General features: G+C 48.7%; 22 protein-coding genes. 4 read left to right on the forward strand and 18 right to left on the reverse strand.

Annotation, left to right across the window (positions count from 1 at the left end; genetic code table 11):
• Window positions 1–139: 139 nt before the first annotated feature.
• From RSX24_RS05255 to RSX24_RS05270, 4 genes are all read right to left on the reverse strand, one after another.
• Window positions 140–1,534, reverse strand: coding sequence for a sensor histidine kinase (locus RSX24_RS05255; RefSeq protein ID WP_343259865.1), 1,395 nt, complete (start codon window positions 1,532–1,534; stop codon window positions 140–142).
• Entirely contained in the window at window positions 1,531–2,208 is a 678-nt protein-coding gene (locus tag RSX24_RS05260) for a response regulator transcription factor (protein ID WP_236416345.1), read from the reverse strand. The genes RSX24_RS05255 and RSX24_RS05260 overlap by 4 nt, the downstream gene beginning before the upstream one ends.
• 106 nt (window positions 2,209–2,314) lie before the next feature.
• Window positions 2,315–2,764 carry a hypothetical protein gene (locus RSX24_RS05265; RefSeq protein ID WP_343259866.1) on the reverse strand — a complete coding sequence of 150 codons (450 nt, stop codon included), beginning with the start codon at window positions 2,762–2,764 and terminating at the stop codon, window positions 2,315–2,317.
• A 65-nt stretch (window positions 2,765–2,829) separates the two neighbouring features.
• Window positions 2,830–3,405, reverse strand: coding sequence for a histidine phosphatase family protein (locus RSX24_RS05270; RefSeq protein WP_343259867.1), 576 nt, complete (start codon window positions 3,403–3,405; stop codon window positions 2,830–2,832).
• Between the two features lie 198 nt (window positions 3,406–3,603).
• On the opposite strand from RSX24_RS05270, the gene RSX24_RS05275 reads away from it, so the two are divergent.
• Window positions 3,604–4,581 (forward strand): cation diffusion facilitator family transporter, encoded by a 978-nt coding sequence (locus RSX24_RS05275; protein ID WP_236416207.1) that lies wholly within the window; start codon window positions 3,604–3,606, stop codon window positions 4,579–4,581.
• A 116-nt stretch (window positions 4,582–4,697) separates the two neighbouring features.
• Here RSX24_RS05275 and RSX24_RS05280 read toward each other — a convergent pair whose 3' ends face one another.
• The 14 genes from RSX24_RS05280 to RSX24_RS05345 all read right to left on the reverse strand — a co-directional run bounded on the left by RSX24_RS05280 (window position 4,698) and on the right by RSX24_RS05345 (window position 14,664).
• Window positions 4,698–5,165, reverse strand: a complete 468-nt coding sequence (locus tag RSX24_RS05280) for an NUDIX domain-containing protein (RefSeq protein ID WP_343260064.1) — start codon at window positions 5,163–5,165, stop codon at window positions 4,698–4,700.
• A 56-nt stretch (window positions 5,166–5,221) separates the two neighbouring features.
• Window positions 5,222–6,379 (reverse strand): hypothetical protein, encoded by a 1,158-nt coding sequence (locus RSX24_RS05285; RefSeq protein WP_343259868.1) that lies wholly within the window; start codon window positions 6,377–6,379, stop codon window positions 5,222–5,224.
• Between the two features lie 154 nt (window positions 6,380–6,533).
• The gene (locus RSX24_RS05290; protein WP_343259869.1) at window positions 6,534–7,166 is read right to left on the reverse strand and encodes an ABC-2 transporter permease; all 633 of its coding nucleotides are present in this window, start codon (window positions 7,164–7,166) and stop codon (window positions 6,534–6,536) included.
• Window positions 7,159–8,025: an ABC transporter ATP-binding protein gene (locus tag RSX24_RS05295; protein WP_343259870.1), complete on the reverse strand. Its 867-nt coding sequence runs from the start codon at window positions 8,023–8,025 to the stop codon at window positions 7,159–7,161. The genes RSX24_RS05290 and RSX24_RS05295 overlap by 8 nt, the downstream gene beginning before the upstream one ends.
• Entirely contained in the window at window positions 8,022–8,405 is a 384-nt protein-coding gene (locus tag RSX24_RS05300; RefSeq protein ID WP_236416347.1) for a GntR family transcriptional regulator, read from the reverse strand. The genes RSX24_RS05295 and RSX24_RS05300 overlap by 4 nt, the downstream gene beginning before the upstream one ends.
• Window positions 8,406–8,648: 243 nt before the next feature.
• Window positions 8,649–9,389: an ATP-grasp domain-containing protein gene (locus RSX24_RS05305; RefSeq protein ID WP_343259871.1), complete on the reverse strand. Its 741-nt coding sequence runs from the start codon at window positions 9,387–9,389 to the stop codon at window positions 8,649–8,651.
• A gap of 82 nt (window positions 9,390–9,471) precedes the next feature.
• A complete protein-coding gene (locus RSX24_RS05310) occupies window positions 9,472–9,909 on the reverse strand; it encodes a GNAT family N-acetyltransferase (RefSeq protein WP_343259872.1) in 438 nt (145 codons plus the stop codon).
• A gap of 66 nt (window positions 9,910–9,975) precedes the next feature.
• Complete coding sequence (locus RSX24_RS05315) at window positions 9,976–10,785, reverse strand: phosphotransferase (RefSeq protein ID WP_343259873.1); 810 nt, start codon at window positions 10,783–10,785, stop codon at window positions 9,976–9,978.
• 52 nt (window positions 10,786–10,837) lie between these two features.
• A complete protein-coding gene (locus RSX24_RS05320) occupies window positions 10,838–11,230 on the reverse strand; it encodes a helix-turn-helix domain-containing protein (protein ID WP_236416221.1) in 393 nt (130 codons plus the stop codon).
• 128 nt (window positions 11,231–11,358) lie between these two features.
• On the reverse strand, window positions 11,359–11,832 hold the full coding sequence (locus RSX24_RS05325) for a hypothetical protein (protein ID WP_343259874.1): 474 nt from the start codon (window positions 11,830–11,832) through the stop codon (window positions 11,359–11,361).
• A 40-nt stretch (window positions 11,833–11,872) separates the two neighbouring features.
• Complete coding sequence (locus tag RSX24_RS05330; protein ID WP_343259875.1) at window positions 11,873–12,553, reverse strand: phosphotransferase; 681 nt, start codon at window positions 12,551–12,553, stop codon at window positions 11,873–11,875.
• A gap of 173 nt (window positions 12,554–12,726) precedes the next feature.
• Window positions 12,727–13,368 carry a FusB/FusC family EF-G-binding protein gene (locus tag RSX24_RS05335; RefSeq protein ID WP_236416228.1) on the reverse strand — a complete coding sequence of 214 codons (642 nt, stop codon included), beginning with the start codon at window positions 13,366–13,368 and terminating at the stop codon, window positions 12,727–12,729.
• A 257-nt stretch (window positions 13,369–13,625) separates the two neighbouring features.
• Entirely contained in the window at window positions 13,626–13,922 is a 297-nt protein-coding gene (locus tag RSX24_RS05340; RefSeq protein WP_343259876.1) for a hypothetical protein, read from the reverse strand.
• A 13-nt stretch (window positions 13,923–13,935) separates the two neighbouring features.
• Entirely contained in the window at window positions 13,936–14,664 is a 729-nt protein-coding gene (locus RSX24_RS05345; protein ID WP_343259877.1) for an ATP-grasp domain-containing protein, read from the reverse strand.
• Window positions 14,665–15,154: 490 nt separating this feature from the next.
• On the opposite strand from RSX24_RS05345, the gene RSX24_RS05350 reads away from it, so the two are divergent.
• Genes RSX24_RS05350 through RSX24_RS05360 form a run of 3 tightly spaced genes read left to right on the forward strand, consistent with a single transcriptional unit; the run spans window position 15,155 to window position 16,468 of the window.
• On the forward strand, window positions 15,155–15,544 hold the full coding sequence (locus RSX24_RS05350; RefSeq protein ID WP_236416236.1) for a DUF5360 family protein: 390 nt from the start codon (window positions 15,155–15,157) through the stop codon (window positions 15,542–15,544).
• Window positions 15,545–15,563: 19 nt separating this feature from the next.
• Complete coding sequence (locus RSX24_RS05355) at window positions 15,564–16,133, forward strand: TetR/AcrR family transcriptional regulator (protein ID WP_343259878.1); 570 nt, start codon at window positions 15,564–15,566, stop codon at window positions 16,131–16,133.
• A complete protein-coding gene (locus RSX24_RS05360; RefSeq protein ID WP_236416241.1) occupies window positions 16,130–16,468 on the forward strand; it encodes a DMT family transporter in 339 nt (112 codons plus the stop codon). Before RSX24_RS05355 ends, RSX24_RS05360 begins: the two co-directional genes overlap by 4 nt.
• The last annotated feature ends 400 nt before the right edge of the window (window positions 16,469–16,868 follow it).

The raw sequence follows: 16,868 nt of genomic DNA on the forward strand, positions 1-16,868 counted from the left end.
TTTCCCTCCTTCTTGATGACTCAAGTATAGGAGGCGAAAATGAACGGCGCATGAATAACACATTACAATCCGCTCGGGGGTGAACGTCGTATCCGGTTCATGCTAGGACCCAAGAGCAGGCCAACATGACAAAAATGAGTCAGTCTGATCCATATTGTTTCTGGCCCGGGAGCGTGACGGTAAACACCGTTCCTTCCGGCGAACTGGACACCTCCACTGTGCCGTCATGCAGCCGCACGATCTTCTGCACGATCGCCAGCCCGAGGCCCGTGCTTCCGGATGAGCGTTCCCGCGCCCGATCCACCCTGTAGAACCGATCGAACAGAAACGGCAAGTGCTCGGCAGGAATGCCATCGCCCGTATCATGAATTTGCACGACGACATCATCATCGCGCTGTTCAGCCTGGATGTGAATGCTTCTGCCGGAAGGCAGATGGTTCACCGCATTGCCAAGCAGATTCATCCACACTTGCATCAGCAGCACGTCATCCCCGTATAATTGGATCGTTTCCGGTACGGACATGCGGAGTGACAGCTCCTTTTCCTCCAACTGCCACTGCAGCACTTGCACGGCTTGTCGAATATGGCCGCGCAGCGAAATTCGTTCCTTGTCCATCGCTTCATTGCTCTGCTCCAGCGAGGACAGCAGCAGCAATTGCTTGCTAAGCCGGGACAGGTGCCGGCTCTCCTCTTCAATGACCGAAGCGTAATGCTCCCGTTCATCCACAGGCAGATCCCGCTTCGCCAGCAGTTGGGCAAAACCCTGAATGGAGGTCAGCGGCGACTGGATCTCGTGCGAAACGTTGGATACGAACTGCTGCCGCGCCTGGTCCACCCGTTCGAGCTCACCGCTCATCGTCATGAAATGCCGGGCCAGCTGTCCGATCTCATCCCTGCGGGCAGTGGGCAGCTTCAAATTGTAGTTTCCCTGCGCGATTCGTTTCGTCGCTTCCGACAGTCGTTCGATCGGCTGGACCAGATACCGGGTGCTGAATAAGAACAGCAGGACGCAAATCGCTACCGCGAGCAGCCCGATCAGGGCGAAAAAAATCCGCAGCTCGCCAAATTGCAGTATGACGTCGGGACGCATGAACATGGCGTAGCTTCCCTGCCCGATGTGCAGCGGCACGCCGACCGTATTGCTGAGCGCATTGTCAAAGAAACCGGAAATGAACGGCTGGCCCGGAAATTCCGCCACGCCATGGTATATCTGCCCGCCCAGCACCTGTTCGATGGCGCGCCCGTTCAGATCCTGCTCGCGAAACTCGCGCCCGTAGTACCGTTCGTCCCCTTCTCCGTTCGTTAGATAAATCTCGTATCCGAGTGCAGCCGCATTGTGCAAATACGCATCCATATCCTCGGGAACCCGCTCGACAAACCGTTTCATCTGTTCCGCGATGCCCACCAGCTTCTCGTCATTAAAAGGCTTCAGCTTGGCGTGGTAATATATGTTGGATAGAAGAAAACCAAGCATGGCCCCGGCGAAAATCACCGCCATCGTGATGAGAAACACGCGAAAGTACAGCGTTCTCACGGCGACTTCACCTCGATCTTGTACCCGATGCCGCGTACCGTCTGAATGACGAAATCATCCGCATAGTCGGCAAATCGCTGCCTGAGCCGTTTGATGTGCACGTCCACCGTACGGTCATCCCCTTCATAGTCCTCGCCCCAAACCAACCGGATCAGCTCTTCGCGGGAGAACAACCGGCCCGGAAACTGCGCCAATTGCGAGAGCAGCTCAAACTCCTTCATCGGCAAAAAAAGAAGCGATTGCCCGTCCGACACTTCTACGTTTTTCCGATCAATGACGATGCGGTTCATGCGAATGAGGTCGCTGAAGGTGCGATTGTAGCGCCGAAACAGCGCCTGGACCCGATATACCAGCTCTTCGGGCTCGAACGGCTTGGTCACGTATTCGTCCGTCCCTTTCAGATATCCCTCCCGCTTGTCCGCCAATTGATCCTTTGCCGTAAGCAGCATGATCGGGAGATCGTAGTTCTGGCGGATGAAATCGCACAATTCCAGTCCGTCCATACCAGGCATCATAATATCGAGGATCGCCAGATCGATGGTTTCCTTTTGCAGCAGGTTGACCGCTTCGAGCCCATCCTTCGCTTCGTGCACCTTATATCCTTCTCTCGTCATGACATGCCGCAGCAACGCCCTGATGTTTGCATCATCGTCCGCCACAAGCAGTTGTTTCATATCGTTGTTCGTCCCCTTTTGTCCCGTTTCATCCGATGCCGCAGCGTTCAGCGCTGCGGCAACAAGCCTGCACAGATGGTAGCATAAATGACCGGCGCAATGCCAGCTAAATGCCCAGCACCGAGATGTATTCATGCATCTCCAACTGTTCGCGCAGCCATGTCCGAAATCCATGCACCAAATCAGCCAGCCATGCGATATGCTCATCATAGGATTGACGGAATTCCTCCTCGCCATCGCCATAGAAAAAATCGACGTGCTGTTTAATCGCCTCCATAGAAGGACGTTCCCGCAACAATGCAGCGAGCACATCCAGCCTTTTCAATATGCGTGCCCATTCCTGCTTGGAAATGACATTAAAACCATAATGGTCATATGCCGGTACTTCTCGTTCTATGGACGTCTCTATATAGGCAAACGTCTCTTCCGTAAAGAAAACCGAGCCTTCATTCCAGCATTTCCCTTGGTAAGTGCCCGGTAAAATTTCAATATAACAACTGCCATCCAGCTCACTTTGATCCGTAATCATGCCTCTGCCTTGATACTCCGCCTCCATGCTAACCAAGCCTCCCGAAAACCGATTCATAAACGATGCGCTGCTTTGGCCTTGAAACGATGAATCTAAATACTTATCGTATGCATCCCTGCTTCACCAAGAAAGTCCTGTCTGGACAAGCCCTGTTCTCCTAACAGCAAACGATAATGCGTAATCGTGCCATCATGCGAGATGATCCACGCCCGGTCAGCCTTTTCTCGCACCCATTCCAGCAGCCGGGAGGCTTGCGCCTCGAAACGTTTTTGCTCCATCCGGTTGATGCCCTCGCCCCCTTCCCAACAGTCCATTTCCCCATCCCAAATGTAGGCCTGCGGAACAGCCAGACTCACTTCTTCTCGGGAATAGATGCGGTCGCATGCTAAAAACGAATACTCCGGATGCTGTGGAAGCATTCTCGGCCCGACGAGCGGCGTAACGATCATCCCCGGATGATTGCTTCCCACCAAAATGAATGCCGTTTCAATCGTTCTTTTTGTCGGACTTATAAGGATTGCATCATTAGGGTGGATAAAACATCTGGCACGCAAGTGCTCCACCTGTCGTTTCCCCTGTGGCGTAAGGCCAGGATGCGTCGTATTCAACCGATGCGGGTAATCCAGCAGATGTTCCGCATGTCCATGTCTAATAAAACTAATGTCCATCGCCGGAAGCCTCCAGAAAATCCACATACTTGGCATAATTGTTCTCCCATTTGGTTGACACTGGTATAGAACCCTCCTATAATAAGGATAACAAAACATATGAATGAACGCTCATATGTTCATGCAAAATGGTTTTCATTGATTTACACTCAATCACAATCATAACCGAAACAATGCATTACAAAGGAGAGGATTTCAATGTCCGCACAGCAACACGATCATCAGCATGACCATGGGCATCACCACCATGGAGCGAACGCCAACAAAAAAGTGCTTTTATTCTCTTTCATCATCATTACGGGTTATATGATCGTCGAGGCCATCGGCGGTTTTATGACCAACAGCCTGGCCCTGATCTCCGATGCGGGTCACATGCTGTCCGATGCCATTGCGCTTGGCGTGGCGCTGCTCGCATTCACGTTTGGCGCAAAAGCCGTCAATATGGGCAAAACGTTCGGCTATCGCCGCTTTGAAATACTGGCCGCCGCTCTGAACGGGATTACGCTTATCGCCATTTCCTTGTACATTTTCTATGAAGCCATCGAGCGCTTCCTCCATCCGCCCGAAGTCGCCACGCTCGGCATGTTGATCATCAGCGTCATCGGCCTGCTCGTCAACATTCTGGTCGCGTGGATCATGATGCGTGGAAGCGATACGGACCATAACCTGAACATGCGCGGTGCCTACCTGCACGTCATCAGCGACATGCTGGGCTCCATCGGCGCCATCGCTGCCGCCCTGCTTATGATGTTCTTCGGCTGGGGCTGGGCCGATCCGCTCGCCAGCGTCATTGTAGCTGCACTGGTGCTGCGCAGCGGATTTTACGTCACCAAATCGGCGCTGAATGTGCTGATGGAAGGAACGCCTGCCAACGTGGACGTGGGCGATCTGGTAGAGACGATCCAACAAGTCGACGGCGTAAAAGGCGTGCATGACGTACACGTTTGGTCCATCACGAGCAACCTGAATGCACTGACCGCCCATGTGGTGGTAGACGGAACGCTGAGCATTTACGAAGCCGAGGTGCTTGTGCAGAAGATCGAACATATGCTGGAGCATAAAGAAATCAAACACGTCACCCTGCAAGTGGAGTCCGAGAAACATCTGCATGACACCTCCGTGTTATGCACCGTCAAAGCCGATGCGCCGGATGCGCATGCGCATCATCATCACTGAGTGAACGACAAGCCTGGCATCGCAAAAAATAATACGAGGGTCGTCTCCTAGATCGAAGGAGCGGCCCTCATTTTATTTTAGTGATCTAGGCGGCAACGCTGCTATCTTACTCTTCGCTACAAATCGAAATCCGCCCGTTCTTGCTGGCCAGAACTAAAAATAGAACTAGGATAATTTATGGCTATAGGCGGAATGCGATCTTCCGGAAAAAATTGAAGCTGCTTCATCTCTTCGTTTTCCCGCTGCAGCTCACCCTCGCGAATCGTACACTCAAACACAATCGTGATATATTCAACCTGGTGCCCGTTCGCATACGTAAATCGGTAGGTTTCTCCGCCATATACGCCAATAATCCGTTTCGGTTGAATCGTTAAACCTGTTTCTTCGAATGCTTCCCGAATCATGGCTTCCGCCGGCGTTTCCCCTAACTCGATCGCTCCCGCGATCAAGCCCCACTTCTCTTCATGATGCTTTCTGCCAAACAACATTTCACCATGTTCATTACGGATCACTCCGGCCACGCCTGGCATAAAAATCAGCTGGTTTCCGACCTGTTCTCTCAAGTTTTTATAATAATCCGACATGCTCACAGCAGGACACCTCCTATACTCGCTCTACCCGTCTGCCGCCTGCCTTCCGTTCATTCCTCCTGAGCACTCGGCTCATCTGCAAAATGTTCGAAATACTCGGCAAACATCCGATAAAGCCACACAAAATGATCGACCTCAAGCTCATAATGACCCGTGAATTCTACATGGGTTGGTTGATCTTGATCCTGGATAATTCGGTGTCCGTATTCACCTAACCATACGCTCTGAAAAGCCAGCTTGGCCTGAACCGTAGCGCCTAGTTCTCGAAACCAGTCCCTGATGGAAAGCGATTGCGAGAAGACGCCGTCCAATTTCCATTTTTGCGGAATGAAATGCACGATCATTTCGTCTTCCTCGCCTTCCATTTCCTCTTCCACGACTAGGATCCCGCCTAGCGACACTTTTAAATTTTCGCCAATGTGCTTATAAGCCAATGCCTTTCGAGATTGAGGGACCGAACCGTATGACACGCCATACTCGTTCTCTCCATACCCGTCTTCCAGATACTTCATAATGGGTGCATCCAGATCTACAAGGATTACAAGTTCGTCCTCTTCCATGATGCGCCCGTGATTTTCAACATATTGACGCAGGGCTGCTCTCTGCTCTTTCCTGATGATAAGAGAGTACTTCTCCTGCTGACGATAATGCGTCCCGTACCGCTGCAGCTCTCTGGGCCAATGCCTGACAAACCCGTTCATCCTGCGGACAAAATCCATCCTGGTCCCTTGAGAAAAACCATCTTCTTTGAACTCCAGCAACGCTTCTTTGCCGTTTCCGTAAATAATCCGCTGCCCCTCGGCTTCCATATCCATGTATGTAATGATCGCATCCACATGTTTGCTTAACGCGACAAACCAGCTTCTGACCGCATTCGATTCTTGAAGCATGAGACTCATATCCGAAGTCACGGCGGCAAAACGAATACGCAATCGTTCCGGATCGTGATCCAGCTGATCTTCCGAATACTCTATAGCGCCAATTCTTGCCTTATTCCCTGGAAGGAGCGAGCGTCCAATTTCATCCTGATCATAATGCGGCCTAAATGAATACCCTCCCTCCAAATACTTCAATATCGCGGAGTCCACGTCAAAATGAAGGCAAAAGCTGTTCGTGCCTGTCAGCTCCCCATGTGCTTGGACATAACGGAATAGACGCTCCTTCTGATCCTTGTGAATGATAAGCCTATAGTTATAGTCGAGTCCCATTCGATCCCCCCAAAACATGAAAACCAAGTGCGCAAACACTTGGCTTCCTATTTTCCTGTACAAATATGAATTCAACATCGCAGAAGGGCACATGCGGTATACCATTTTATCTATATTTTACCGGCATACGCTCCTGGGCACAATCACTGTCGTGCTACAAATCTTTTCTTTTGAACAAATACACTGTCACATAAAAGGAAGCGATGAACAGTGCCAGAATGCTAATCGCAATGACAAGCAGTAACGGAAAACCGACCAGATTGCGTTCATTCGCCAAATTGAGCAAGTACGCCGCCGGCTGAGCCAGCAAAATCATGGCAACCAAAAACACCACGTTGATGACGCCTGCCCCCTTTTTGCTCAATGAATAAAACAAAGGCATGTAGATCGAAATCAGCACCAGCAGTATGCCCAGCGTAACCAGAATACCCATCATCGTATAATCTGGCTTGTTCAAGCTGTACTCCGGCGCAAACCGTGCCACGGCGGCATGGATGACAAAGGAGGCCAGTATGCCGAACAGCGAGTACAGGATCGCCATCATGTATTTCGCTCGCACGATCTGCTTGCGGCTAATCGGCAGCGTGACGAGAAAATTGTGGTTGTGGTTTTTGATATCGATCATCGTCGCCAGCATGACGGAACCAAACGCGGTATAGATGCCGACATAATGGAAGGACAACTCCATGCTCGGAATGAACGTCACGCTGAAAACAACCAAATACAGGAGCACCGTCCATTGCGAGCTCTTAAGCGCGATAAAATCTTTGCGAAGCAGGTTAAGCATGAATGCGTCCTCCTTTTGCCGTGAAATACATGATGTCCTCCAGCGAAGGTTTCTCCAGCAAAGCATCATGCTCGAACAATCGTTTGGCGTGACTCCGGTTATTTACCAATCCTTCAAAACCAATCGCCGTCTCGCGAATGCCGACGAATTCGCTGCGAATGTCCGCATCCAGCAGCTCCGGGCCTCCTTTGACGATGGCGTACCGCTCCAGCACTTCCTCTTTGGCTTCATTGAACACCAGCTTGCCGCGATGAATGAAGGCAATGTAATCCGCGATGCGGTCGAGATCCGTCGTGATATGCGTTGAGAACATGATCGACTTGTTCTCGTCTTGCATCATATCCGCAAGCAGGTCCAGCATCTCCCGGCGGAACACGGGGTCCAGCCCGGAGGTCGGTTCGTCCATGATCAGAAGCTCGGCATCGTGGGATAGCGCAAGGGCCAGCGCCAGCTTGATTTTCATACCTTTGGACAGCTCCTCGACCTTCTTCCGGGGAGACAGCTCGAACTGCTCCAGCAAATCGTTAAATTTCCCTTCATTCCAGCGGTCGTAGAAGGGGGCGATCATTTTTTTCAGGTCACGGATATTCAGATGCTCGTAATAAAAGCATTCATCGGATACAATCCCGATACGCTGCTTGATCTCTACTTCATGCTTGGACATGTCCCTGCCGAATATTTTCACGTTTCCTTGGTCTGGGCGAACCAGGCCGAGAATCATTTTGATCACCGTGCTTTTGCCGACGCCGTTCGGGCCGATCAAGCCGGTGATATATCCTTTCTTCACGTTCAGGGACACATTGTCCACGGTAAACTGAGGGTACCTTTTGGTGAGATGGCGTGCTTCAATGGCATTCATTCTGTGCGTTCCTCCTCAAACAATAATTGGAAGTGCTCAATGACTTCCTGCCTGCTCATGCTTAATTCCTTGCTCTCGCGGATGACGTCCAGCATTTTGGCTTCCAGCCGTTTCATGCGCTGTTCCCGGATAAAATCCGTATTGGCTCCCGACACAAAGGACCCCTTGCCCAGAACCGAGTCGATCAGCTGCTCCTTTTCCAATTCCTCGTAGGCCCGCTTCGTCGTGATGACGCTGACCTGCAAATCCTTGGCCAACTGCCGAATGGAAGGCAGGCTGTCCCCCGGGGCCAATTCGCCGCTCAGGATGCTCTGCCGAATCTGGCTGATGATCTGAACGTAGATGGGATCGGTCGACGCGTTCGATATGATGACTTTTATGCCTGTAACCTCCTTGCGGTGTATCCGTGTATATACTGTATATGTATAATATATACACTATACACTCTTTTGGTCAATGCCTTTTTTATTTTGGACCGTCGTTTATGGGTAAAAGAAACAAAAAGACAGCCGCAACTGCGGCTGCCATCCAGGTGTTCATCGCTCACAACGCGCAGCATCGGCATCATGAACTTTGAATTAAACCTGTATTCTGTTTTTCATAACTGTCAGCCAGTCCCTTCGTTAAAGGCTTCGCAGTTCGTCCGTCGTGCCTGTAAGTTCCGCCCATCTGGCCGATAGGAATTTGGCATAATCCAAAGCCCCGATGCCGTATGTCCCCAGCGAATGACCATCGTTGATTTCCACCAGCTTCATATGGCCTTCCTTGTCGATGCCAAAGTCCATGCCATAAGCCGCCGGGGCATCCTTAAAATCGTTGACCGCGTTTCGTATGACGTTGACGTCCAGCTTGGAATCCCACGCCCCTTTATATCGGCGGATATCCAGGATCTCTCCGTATCGAATAAAACAACGCCATTCCGTCACGAAGTCCACCACTTCGGAACACCAGACTGCGGCATCTTCCTGATCATCCATGAGTCCGATAAAATCTTTATATTCCTTCACGACGGTTCCAGCAAACTTTTTGGTGACATCCTTCGGTTTGACGAATACATTCCAGTGCTCCTGATCCTTGAACAGCTCCCGCATCGTCGTAACCCACACCTTCCGGCCCAAATAGCCGGCCAAAGAGGCTGGATAATCGATTTCCTCGCGGTTGCCGGCCAGCCCCAATTGTTCCAGTCGTTTTCTTACATTGCCGATGCCGCCCACGACGACATGTTCCGGATGCCTCTCCTGAATACCGGCAATATTATGGTACTTGACCGTTTCCCAGCCCAGTGCGGTGAATCCTTCATTGGCGATAAAGGCATTGACGTTATAAAAGTCACCATTTGCATTCGTCTGTATGTACGCTCTCATCGACCGTTCTCCTCGCTTTTTGCTTTTCGTAAAATACCAGTCTCGTCCTCAGAGGCCATCTTCCCACCACCTACTCAGGACCCTAAATCAATCCCTTAACCATGTGTATAGTGATCATCGACTTCTCTTCCGTCTTTGTTATACGGAGATCAAAAGGTTTGAAACCCTGCTTGGCGTAAAAAGCCAATCCTCGTGAATTGGTGCTATGGCAGGCCAAACGGAGCGTTTGGCTGCCCAGGCTGTTTTTCGCTTTGTCCAGCATGACGCCAATCAAAAATGGCGCCGCCCCTGTGCCCCGATACCCGGGTGAGACGATCACATTGCCAAGCCAACACGTCCTTTCGGCAGGGTCGTTTCCGTATATGTTTGCATAGGCCACAGCTTCATTCGTATGTTTATTCAGAACAACCGTCGGCTCGTGGCGATCCTGCAAGAGATTCAGAATTTGATCGGGCGTTAGCGGGTATGTAAATCGGGGACTGATATAGTAAAGTCCTCCTCGTTCTGCGGAAAAGTACATATCGTTTCCAAATCGATATTTTCAAGATTTCTGTGAATGTACATTGTCTGCCCTCTCCTTCCAAGGTCATATCCGCTCTTCCTGCCACCATTCATCAAAATGCTGTTTCAGAAACTCTACCTCTTTCTGGTAATGATCAAGATGGCCTTCTTCCACCATTTTGACGAATGCGGCCTCTCCAGCAGCTGCGCGCTCGGACAACGTTGTACACATGTGCTGAATTCGGGAGATTACCCATGCTTTAAGACTGCCGGGCACTAAAATACCATAAGCATCTAAAAAAAGTCCGATGCGTCTTCCCCGTTCGGCAGCATGAACCTTGGAGTCATACTCCACGACAACGCGATCCTCACCTCCTGGTGAAATACCCGATAAAGGAACCGATGTATACAACATATACACGATGTCCCAAATGCGAGGCCCCGGACCTGCCATATCGAAGTCAATCAGACCAACGGGATGTTCTCCGTCAAAAACGACGTTATACAAGGCCGCATCGTTATGGCAAACCACCTCATGCAAGGAAGGATCAGGGTAAGCCTGTAGGGAGTCCACCGATGACTTGAAGCCGACGGTTGCATCATGGTAGCTTCTAAGAAGGGTTGCAAGCGAAACCAGTACTTCATCCGACCACATAGTTCCGTCTATTTCGGGATAATCGTTTCCCGGAACTACGCCCTCCAGATACGTCAGAATTTCTCGCCCCTTCTCATCCATCCCCCTAAACCTGGGCGTATTCGGATAACCCACCTTTTCAAGATGCTGCAGCAGTTCATGTACATACGAATTGGATTGGACGCTGCGGCGCACTGTTCCTCCAATTCGGACGACGTGATTCACGTTTCCTCCAGAAAGAATTTCTTCACGCTCCGGCATGCAAAGGTCTCCTTCATCTATGTATTTTTCATATCGCCATATCCTTTACTCTTTATTGCAGCACGGTGCCGTTAAGATACTGTCTCTTTTGCTCGATCGTATCTGCAAGCCACACAGCCAATCCTTCTTTGCTCACATATATCACCTCGCCGATTTTGAAATAGGGGAACATCGTTCCTGGAAAAGTTCCATTATCATTTAGTTTCTTCTGTTCGGAAGCGATAATATTTTGAACATCGTTTTCCGAGAGATTCAGATAATCGGCCGCCTCAGCGATACTTAAAATTGGCCCGTATTCATTAGGATTAGACGACGACGCGACGGTTGGGACGCTTGTGTCCACGATGATCGACTCTGGTTGATTGCTTACGAAAATCCAGCTTCCTATAATGATGGACAACCCGATAATCCCGCTGGATATGGCGGAATAGTTATTGGTTTTCATCTATTGATCCTCCTCGTTACGCCTCTTTTCTTCCTTGCTTTCACATACGAGTCCGTACTCAACCATCTTATTCGAACGCAGTCTTAAGACCAAACTCAAATTCCCTCCTTGATGGTGATATGCTCCAATCAATTCCATTTCTCATAATCCTTTAAAATAAACTCCCCTTCTACTTCAAGAATCGTATCTGGTTTACTGCCATCGTAATAGCTGATGTCTGTCGTTCTCCCTGCCCACTTGAGATAAAAAACGCCCTTGTCTCTATACTCCAGTTCTACGGTGTTTTCATTAACTGCCTCATGCTCGAAATAATAGAGCCTCGCATCCAGACTTCTCGTTTTCGGATTGTATCCGTTTATAAGTTCGTATGACATGGCCTTGAATTCTTTGAGGGCAAGATGTTCAAGGATCAACGTTATTTCCGCATCCGGATTCATGGAAAGCTCCGCCGTATCCTCAACAGACATTATGGCCGCAGGGTCTGTCTCCGTTTCAAACCATAACATAATCGTACCATCATCGTTTCTGACGGCAAAAACATTGGAATTCACCAATCGGAATTGTTCAATGCCGTTAAAACGTTTAAGCGTTAACGTTCCCATTTGTTCTCTCCCTCACATTGATTCGGTAGGCTTTTTAAGATTATTGATAAAAGATCCGTTCTCCTCGCAAAAAAGGCCGGCATCGCTCCGCACACAAGATCGGCATTCGCTCACGCATCCCATCGTGATGCTTCTCGTTCCCAATCTGAAAGACATAGAACCCGATGATCGCTGCAAGCGTTAAACCCTCCAGCAGCAGCACTTGGGACACGCTCGAATGAATGACCTGCGCCATTCGTTTGTTGTAAGCCTTCCCCTGGCTCGGCCGTGCTTCCATGCCGGATGGATTGTACTGCCTGAAAAAAGCATGCAGCTCCGCCATATGCTTGCCCAGTTTCTTCGCAATATCGGCATCCTGCACATCTTCTTGGCTCAGATCCCGGCCTTCCATCCACGTAAGGAGCGATGCATTCATTTTTTGTCCATCTGTTTCAAAGGTCGTGACAAGTTCTCCGTTCTTGTTCCGTACAGGCACCTGTACTTCATCCCGACTCCATTGTCCCCACTGCTCCAACATGTCCAGTTCTGCCAAAATCCCTGCTTCAGTATGCTGCAGTCCCTTCATCTCCTGGACAAAGGGTTCATGGATACGAAGCAGATACCGTTTGCCGTCGCTGTCCTGCACCCGATAAGTTCGGTTCTCGTTATGCCGCAAGAACGTCGGCTCGGGCCGATCCATCTCATAAGCATGTAGCAGATGCATCAGCTGCTCATGGGTCATCTCCATCACGCTCCTTTTTGTATTCATTCCCGCCATGCGGCCTGTTCTGCCTCTCCGTTAACGTGTGGATGTTTTTTGCGGTTTGTATAGAATATCCCTTATTCTAGCATAGATGGAAATGGAGTCATACGCAAAGAGGCCGCTCCGAAGAGCGACCCTGTTCGTTCCTTGCGTTATTTTCCCGTCGAGAGAAGAAACTTCTCCAGCATGGCGGTGTCGGTAATGCTATGGTTGCAAGCTGTATCGTCCAAACACACATACTGGCCGATGGAAGAAAAGTTGTCCGGCGAATTCCCCTTCGTCTTCACATTGAAGAATCCCAGCTCCTGATGGCGATTGCAGAACATGCAGTACCCTTTCTTGTTCGCGGCCGTGATCCGCCCCTCGATGCCGAGGAACTTGCCTTCATGCGGATATACGATGAACAAGCGGTTGGTCGCGATGTCGGTCCATCTCAAATACGTCGTATGCGCGTAATCCACCGTTTCCAGGTTCGGCAGCTTGAGCTTCTTCGCCTTCGGAAACAGCTTCTGGATTTGCTTCGCCGTCACTTGCGGAAATGGAATCAGGTGTGTTTCCAGCCGGTCCAGATATTCCTGCAGTTCATGCGCTGCCTCGTAAGAGGACAATTGCTCCAACAGCTGCCTTTGTTCGTCAGTCAGCTCGTCGAAAGCCGCAATCGCGTTCGTGACGACCGTATGACGGACGGTTTGCAGCACTTTTCGATCCGCGACTGTGCGCAGTGTTTTCAACAGGAAATCAGCTTGTTTTTGAATGACATTCAATTGATGGTTTTGGATAAATGGTGTTTGCATGGCTTTCAGCCCCTTATTTTTATTGGAAAAGCAAATAAGGTGCAAAGCCTGCGGGATGAAACGTTATGGTTTATTCAGGGCGATCGATTCTCTTCTCGTCGCGCCCTACACAAAGTCCGCCCCTATTCAGGCTTTGCGTAAGGCCTTTCTAGTGAACGAGCAATCCGGCACTGCCAATATTGCCACGGTATAACCCCCAATACAGTAGATATACTGGAATTATAGCAGGATTTGGGTTATTCGGGCAATGGTTCAACCTAGGAAGAATGGCAATAAACGATCGAACCTGCAGGTATCGATTCCGCTGTGATTCCCTTGCCTAAACAGATGCCGATATTCTTTTTTCCAATAATGGAATAACTGATTTGAAAAGAAACCACTTCGAAAATTTGCTCTTCCATGTCTGGTTTTTGGATCATAATCCGTTCCCCGATCATCTCTTTGATCTCTGCGGGAGTCATGTCATCCAAGTCCGCATTGGCCCCTCCAACAATCGTTCCATACTCCGGTGTATCAAACACCAAACCAACTCTAAAAAGCATTCCAGCATTCATCCGTGCGACCTCCCTAGAAATTGCACTCATCCGTAGTATTGGTTAACTCTGCCCACCTTGCTGATAACAACTTGGCATAATCAAGAGAAGACATGCCGTAATGCCCCAGTGCATATCCATCATTAACTTCAATCAAGAGAGTTTCTCCTTGATCCGTTAACCCAATGTCTACCGCATATCCTTTTGGCGCTGATTGGAATTGATCAACGATCCCTTGAACGATCCGGGCATCAAAATGTACTCGCCAATCCCCACGATACCTGCGGACATCCAAAATGTCCCCGTATCTTACAAAGCATCTCCACTCGGCTACAAACTTCACCACATCGGAACACCAAATTTCAGGATCTTCACCATAAGTCCCGCAGCCAACCAGATCCTTTGTGCTTCTTACCACAATACCCGTAAACTTCTTGTCCTCTACCGGTTTGATAAACACATTCCAGTTCTCCGGGTGATTTGCAATGACACTTAACCTGGATTTCCACACCTTTCTCCCCAAAAATGCGGTTAACTCTTCAGGATAATCGATCTCTGGCGCGACGATGTCATGTCTGCGAAGCATGCTTCTGACATCCTCGACGTAACTAATAACAATATCTTCCTTCTGGTGCCCAGATAACGTACGGATATCTTGAAAATAGCATATTTCAAAGCCTAACTGTTTAAACCCATCATAGGCAGCATAGAAATTATGATTGGCAATTTCATTGTCTAATCCTTTTTTCACAAAAACTTTCAAAGGAATCATCACCTACCCAATATACTCAAATCTAGCATAATTACTGCTGGTTTATTAATTTCATTAATTTCTCTCTGGTTTCGTTTAAACGCCCCTCGGCATTCGTTGCAATATCCAGAATGCAAATCACGTGATCGTTCTCATAAACCGTATTTGTTTCAATGATTTGCAAGTTGACAGCCTAAACACGTACGATTTGGCATCTTTTACTCCCCCATGTTTCATGATAAACACCCTGTTTTCTTCAGTAGTTCCAACTCTTCTGCCCGTTACCTTTATGTAAAATGGAGCAACTGCCGACAGTAAACTGCTTTATGTCATTTTATACTACTATTTGAAGCTTGGGGGCTAGAATCAATCTGGCCTGGACCATTGAATAGATGGTACTTGCATTGTACAGATGGAACTAGTATTGTATAATGGAAAACAAGGAAAACGAAATGATATTTTTGTTTTCCGCGCTAATGTATAAAGAAAGGAGCTCAAATCATTGGGAAAAACATTGAAGACAGCCATGCTGGTCACCGATCTGGGATTCGTCGTGTACTGGCTTATCGTATTTCTTCAGCTGCTGCCGAAGGAGTTTCTCTACAAGGATTACGATAATGAAATGATGGTGGCATGGAATTTATCGTTTATTCCGCTGGACTTGTTGATCTCTTTTACCGGGTTAACGAGCATTTATGTTTATCAGAAGCGGCGGCAATTTGGAATTTCCTTGGGGATCATATCGTTAACGCTCACGTTTTGTTCTGGCTTGCAAGCCATCGCGTTCTGGGGACTGCGGCATGATTTTGATGTGTCATGGTGGATACCGAATTTGTTCTTAATGATTTACCCACTGTTCTTCCTGCCTCGATTAATTCGGAAAATAAGCTAGGATTGGATGTGAGCCTTTTATGAAGCAGAGAATCATGGAAGCTGTAAGAGAAGAAATCATGAAGCGGGGGCTGAAGTTTTCGCTTCGGGATATCGCTGCCAGTCTCGGGATGAGCACGAAGACGATCTACCAATTCTATGAATCAAAGGAGCAAATGATAAGCTATCTGATCGATCAATCCATTGCGGATATGCGGGAAGCCGAGCAGGAAGTGATGAACGATGCTTCGTTGACTGACGTAGAGAAACTGAGAAGGGCATTAGTCATTTTGCCTCAAGGATTCGTAATTAAAGACGTTCGTGTTCTTCATGAATTAAAACAACGCTATCCGCAATTGTGGCATGAGGTGGATACATACTTAAACCATGGATGGGATAACATTCGGATCTTGATCCGGGAAGGAGTCGCGGCAGGAAGCCTCCGGCCATTTCATGTCGAGCTATTCATTCAGACTTACATCGGGGCTTTAAACCAGCTTATGGACATACATGTCGCGAACAAAATCGGATTGTCCCTGGATAAGGTATTGGCGCAAATGGTCGAGTTCTTGATGCAGGGGATTTTAAATGAGGGGAATGGATCGGAATGAAGCCGTACCTTTTTTTGCTTGTGGCTATTGTTGGCGAACTGCTGGGTACATCGATGCTGAAATTATCGAACGGATTTACGAAATTATATCCAAGTATTGCGGTGGTCATCTGTTTTGGGCTGGCTTTCTATATGCTTTCCTTGAGTTTGCAACACATTTCCCTAGGCATCGCTTACGCGATATGGTCGGGGGTAGGAACGCTGGCTACGGTGATCATCGGGATTCTGATCTGGAAGGAAAAGGTGGGTTTAATAACGGTTCTTGGTATTGCGCTCGTTATTGCAGGCGTTGTATTGATCAATCTTGGCTCTTCTCCTATGGAACAGGAAGCTTAACAAAAGAGAGCATCGTCGCCGCGATTTGAAGACATCTTCCAAAACGGAGCGCTTTAAAGCCCACCCGTTGGTTAAACTAAAGCAGCCGATCTTTTGGGGCCGGCTGCCGAGTCATCGTTATTTCAAAACATCAGCACAATACCCATTTTATTTTAGTATGTTGCCTACTGACCTTGCAATCCAATAAAAGATTTCGCCGATTGTTATTACTTTTTCAGCATTATTAATTTTATCATCAATTTCGTCTTTGCTATTTTTATCAGTGAGCATTTTAAATCTATCCCCTTTTCAGTTGATTCAATCCTGTTCTTATCGCAACAAGTACAGACACAGCTAAAACCAGCCAAAATTCGTTATACTCTCCCAAGTAACGGATGTAAAAAATGGTATAACGAATAGT

Source organism: Paenibacillus hubeiensis (genome assembly GCF_032334105.1).
In the GTDB taxonomy this organism is placed as follows: domain Bacteria; phylum Bacillota; class Bacilli; order Paenibacillales; family Paenibacillaceae; genus Paenibacillus; species Paenibacillus hubeiensis.

Excerpts from the sequence above, each read along its gene's own strand:
- RSX24_RS05335 (WP_236416228.1), bottom strand. The coding sequence starts at position 13,368 with ATGCAAACACCATTTATCCAAAACCATCAATTGAATGTCATTCAAAAA.
- RSX24_RS05305 (WP_343259871.1), bottom strand. The coding sequence starts at position 9,389 with ATGAGAGCGTACATACAGACGAATGCAAATGGTGACTTTTATAACGTC.
- RSX24_RS05280 (WP_343260064.1), bottom strand. The coding sequence starts at position 5,165 with ATGTCGGATTATTATAAAAACTTGAGAGAACAGGTCGGAAACCAGCTG.
- RSX24_RS05270 (WP_343259867.1), bottom strand. The coding sequence starts at position 3,405 with ATGGACATTAGTTTTATTAGACATGGACATGCGGAACATCTGCTGGAT.
- RSX24_RS05275 (WP_236416207.1), top strand. The coding sequence starts at position 3,604 with ATGTCCGCACAGCAACACGATCATCAGCATGACCATGGGCATCACCAC.
- RSX24_RS05330 (WP_343259875.1), bottom strand. The coding sequence starts at position 12,553 with ATGACCCATGAGCAGCTGATGCATCTGCTACATGCTTATGAGATGGAT.
- RSX24_RS05295 (WP_343259870.1), bottom strand. The coding sequence starts at position 8,025 with ATGAATGCCATTGAAGCACGCCATCTCACCAAAAGGTACCCTCAGTTT.
- RSX24_RS05290 (WP_343259869.1), bottom strand. The coding sequence starts at position 7,166 with ATGCTTAACCTGCTTCGCAAAGATTTTATCGCGCTTAAGAGCTCGCAA.
- RSX24_RS05320 (WP_236416221.1), bottom strand. The coding sequence starts at position 11,230 with ATGAAAACCAATAACTATTCCGCCATATCCAGCGGGATTATCGGGTTG.
- RSX24_RS05310 (WP_343259872.1), bottom strand. The coding sequence starts at position 9,909 with ATGTACTTTTCCGCAGAACGAGGAGGACTTTACTATATCAGTCCCCGA.
- RSX24_RS05260 (WP_236416345.1), bottom strand. The coding sequence starts at position 2,208 with ATGAAACAACTGCTTGTGGCGGACGATGATGCAAACATCAGGGCGTTG.
- RSX24_RS05285 (WP_343259868.1), bottom strand. The coding sequence starts at position 6,379 with ATGGGACTCGACTATAACTATAGGCTTATCATTCACAAGGATCAGAAG.
- RSX24_RS05360 (WP_236416241.1), top strand. The coding sequence starts at position 16,130 with ATGAAGCCGTACCTTTTTTTGCTTGTGGCTATTGTTGGCGAACTGCTG.
- RSX24_RS05325 (WP_343259874.1), bottom strand. The coding sequence starts at position 11,832 with ATGGGAACGTTAACGCTTAAACGTTTTAACGGCATTGAACAATTCCGA.
- RSX24_RS05355 (WP_343259878.1), top strand. The coding sequence starts at position 15,564 with ATGAAGCAGAGAATCATGGAAGCTGTAAGAGAAGAAATCATGAAGCGG.
- RSX24_RS05265 (WP_343259866.1), bottom strand. The coding sequence starts at position 2,764 with ATGGAGGCGGAGTATCAAGGCAGAGGCATGATTACGGATCAAAGTGAG.
- RSX24_RS05340 (WP_343259876.1), bottom strand. The coding sequence starts at position 13,922 with ATGAATGCTGGAATGCTTTTTAGAGTTGGTTTGGTGTTTGATACACCG.
- RSX24_RS05315 (WP_343259873.1), bottom strand. The coding sequence starts at position 10,785 with ATGCCGGAGCGTGAAGAAATTCTTTCTGGAGGAAACGTGAATCACGTC.